General features: G+C 72.6%; 3 protein-coding genes and 1 pseudogene. 2 read left to right on the top strand and 2 right to left on the bottom strand.

What is annotated here, in order from left to right; translation table 11 throughout:
- The first annotated feature begins 528 nt into the window (after window positions 1-528).
- On the top strand, window positions 529-996 hold the full coding sequence (locus AB0G02_RS33025; protein WP_360802114.1) for a hypothetical protein: 468 nt from the start codon (window positions 529-531) through the stop codon (window positions 994-996).
- A gap of 107 nt (window positions 997-1,103) precedes the next feature.
- On the opposite strand, the gene AB0G02_RS33030 is transcribed toward AB0G02_RS33025, so the two are convergent.
- A complete protein-coding gene (locus AB0G02_RS33030; RefSeq protein WP_360802117.1) occupies window positions 1,104-1,937 on the bottom strand; it encodes a peptidoglycan DD-metalloendopeptidase family protein in 834 nt (277 codons plus the stop codon).
- A gap of 164 nt (window positions 1,938-2,101) precedes the next feature.
- Between AB0G02_RS33030 and AB0G02_RS33035 the strand changes: the two genes are divergently transcribed.
- Window positions 2,102-2,617 carry a hypothetical protein gene (locus tag AB0G02_RS33035; protein WP_360802120.1) on the top strand — a complete coding sequence of 172 codons (516 nt, stop codon included), beginning with the start codon at window positions 2,102-2,104 and terminating at the stop codon, window positions 2,615-2,617.
- A 6-nt stretch (window positions 2,618-2,623) separates the two neighbouring features.
- Here AB0G02_RS33035 and AB0G02_RS33040 read toward each other — a convergent pair.
- A pseudogene (locus AB0G02_RS33040) lies at window positions 2,624-3,125 on the bottom strand (gfo/Idh/MocA family oxidoreductase); the annotation flags it as partial.

Genomic DNA, 3,125 nt, shown 5'->3' on the forward strand with positions numbered 1-3,125 from the left:
CGCCGGTCGGGATGCCGTTCGCGCCGACCGTGACGCTGACCGCGCCACCGGCCGCCGACCCCGTGATCGAGACGCGCTGCACCTCGTCCGCCATCGCGCGGTAGCGGGCGGCCTTCTGCTCGGCGTCGCGCTCCCACTGGTCCACGGCGCGTTCGGCAGCCGTCAGCGGATCCGACATGACCGCTCCCTCCGACCAGGGACCTGGAACCACGAATGGTGCTCGAAGTCCGACCCGGGAACACCGCGTCGCCGAAAGCTCACCTCATCGGCGCAGCGGTATTCCGCCGCCGCCGGGAATCGAGCGGTGATCCCGATCGGCCTTGCGCAAGCTTCCGCAACCCGGTCCGGTCGTGCGAGCCGGACCGCGTCCCGGCGGGGGCAGGGGTTGCGCCCGACAGGCCAAATCCGCGGTTGCGCCTGGACAGCGGCTGGTCGTGCGGGTGCGACGGCGCTCACGCTGCACCAAGCCACAACCGCCCCCGACGAAGGAGCCCCCGCATGACGCCCAGCACCCGCTCACGGAGACGCTTGACCAACCTCGTCGCCCTCACGCTCGCCGCGTTCCTCGGCGCGTCGTTGGCGGCCACCCCCGCGCAGGCGGCTTACGGCGCACCGCAACCGGTCGACATCCAGCTCACCGGCTACTCGTCGTCCGGGTACGCGACCAAGGTCGGCCGCCTGGTCGGCTCGGTGCGGTTCGACGACGGCAACTCCCTCTACCGGCTGGACCTCACGCTGTGCCGCCAGTCCAGCTACGTCAGCACGAAGCTCACCGTCACCGTCAACGGCGCGGCCCACCAGTGGTACTCGCGCGAGGACGGCTACCGGCCCGAGGCGTGCGGCGGCGGGCACGGCCTGTCCGGCGTGGTCAACGTCGACGTGCCGTACGGCGGTGTGGTGCAGAACGTCGGGCTCGTCTACGAGGGGCTGCTGTTCGACGGCTCGACGGCCAAGCCGGTGGTCCGCAGCGCGTTCTACGACAACCCGTTCAACTGAGACCGGGCGCGGCGCGGGGGTGCCGCCCCACTCCCGCGCCGCGAACCACCCCGACGACGTGCACGTCACGCCGGCCCGGTGGCATTCGGGAACGGCGCACCGGACCGTCAGTCGTACTTGTCCTGGTTGAGGAAGCGGGCGAAGCCGCGCCACGAGTTCGCGCCCATCACACCGTCGATCGGGCCGGTGTAGCCCCAGCGCGCGGCCAAGCGCTGCACCGCCGCCCACGTGTTGCCGCCGGGCACGCCGTCGATCGGACCCGTGTAGCCGTAGGCGCGCATGGCGCGTTGCAGCGCCGCGTAGGTGTTCGCCCCCGGCACGCCGTCGATCGGGCCGGTGTAGCCCTGTTCGGCGCGCAGCCAGTTCTGCGCGCGCTGCCACATGATCGTGCCGGGGACGCCGTCCTGCTCGGTGGAGGTCTTCGGCAGGCCGGTGCCGCCGGTGCCGAGGTAGGTCAGCGGGTTGATGCGCGTGCCGCTCGGGTCGATCATGTGCCAGTGCAGGTGCGGGCCGGTGGACGAGCCCGAACCCGGCGCCCCGACCGCGCCGCCGGACAGCCCGACGACCCCGCCCATGCCCACCCGCGTGCCGTTGGACAGCAGGAACTGTGACAGGTGCAGGTACTGGGTGCGGTAGCCGTTGTCGTGCTGGATGGTGACGGTGTGCCCGCCGGTGCCGTTGTTCGGGATGTTGGTGACGACACCGCCGCCCGCCGCGGGCAGCCGCGTGCCGACGGCCATGCCGAAGTCGATGCCGCCAAGCGAGCCGCTGTTCAGGTGGTCCTGCCAGGTGCCGGTGATCCGGTAGCCGGTGAAGGGGTGGTAGAACCCCGGCACGGCGGCGGAGGCCACGCCCGCCGACGCCACGCCGATCGCGCTCGCGACACCGGCCGCCACCGTCCCGGACAACAACGCCCGCCTGCTGATCCCGTCGTAGGTCATCGACCGAACGTAGGTCCGGTGGCCGCGCGCTGACATCGTGTGTTCGACCGACGGCCATTCGGGTGGGTGGTGCCGGTGAGCGGGTGGTGCGCGACCGGATCGGCTAACGGCCGGGAGCGCCGCACGACCTCACCACCGTGCCCGATCCCGGAGGAGGCCCGTCCATGAGGCTGTCACGACTGGTGCGCGGCGTGGTGGTGGCGGTGCTGGCGAGCGCCGCGCTGTCCGCGACGCCGGCGCACGCGGCGACCGTCGAGCAGGTCTGCGTCGGCACGGAGGTCACCACCTTCGACCCGCCGCTGACCTTCACCCGGCGGCCGACCACGATCACCGTGAGCGGCCTGTTCCCCACCTGCACGAACGTCGGCGCGGTGACCGGGACCTACGCCGAGGCGTTCGACCTGCCCGCGTCCTGCCTGGTGTTGTTCGACTCCGGGCCGGCGCAGCGCACGTTCACGTGGGGTGGCGTGGTGGCGCCGAGCGAGTTCCAGTACAACGCCACCTCCAACGTGGTCGGCGCGACCGTCACCACCACGAACACCGGGGTGATCACGTCCGGTGGCTTCGCGCCCGCCGGGGCGGTGCAGGTGGTCAGCCTGGTCACGCCGAACGCCGCCCAGTGCCTGACCGGCGGGGTGGCGAGCATGACGGGACCGACCACGCTCACCATCCAGCGGTGACGTGCCTCAGACCAGCCAGGGTGCGCCGGTGCCCGCCATGCTGCCGTGGAACGGGTGGCCCTCGGTGATCTCACCGCGCGCGACCGCGCCGCCGGTGAACGCGGAGGCGTAGACGGCCGCCACGAACTCCATGGTCACCCTCGTGTCGGCGGTGGAGACCGGCGGCGTCCCGCCCGCGTCCAAGGCGTCGAGGACGGCGACGAGCTGGGCGGTGTGGCCGCTCGGCGTGTCCGGTGGCCCGCTCGCCCACGCCGAGGCGACCTCCGGCGCGGTGGGCGCGGCCGTCAGGCTCCACTGCGCGTCCGAGTAGCCGTAGAGGTGCTCCAGGTCGACCGTGGCGCGTTCGAAGTCGAAGCGGAGCCGGCTCGTCTGGCGGGGCGAGACCAGCGAGTTGACCACGGTGGCGACCGCGCCGGACTCGAACCGCACGAGCGCGGCGGACACGTCCTCGGTGTCGGTCGGCCGGGCCTGGCGGGCGGCCTGCGCGGTGAGCCAGAACTCGTGCAGG

Source organism: Actinosynnema sp. NPDC023658 (assembly GCF_040639995.1).
In the GTDB taxonomy this organism is placed as follows: domain Bacteria; phylum Actinomycetota; class Actinomycetes; order Mycobacteriales; family Pseudonocardiaceae; genus Actinosynnema.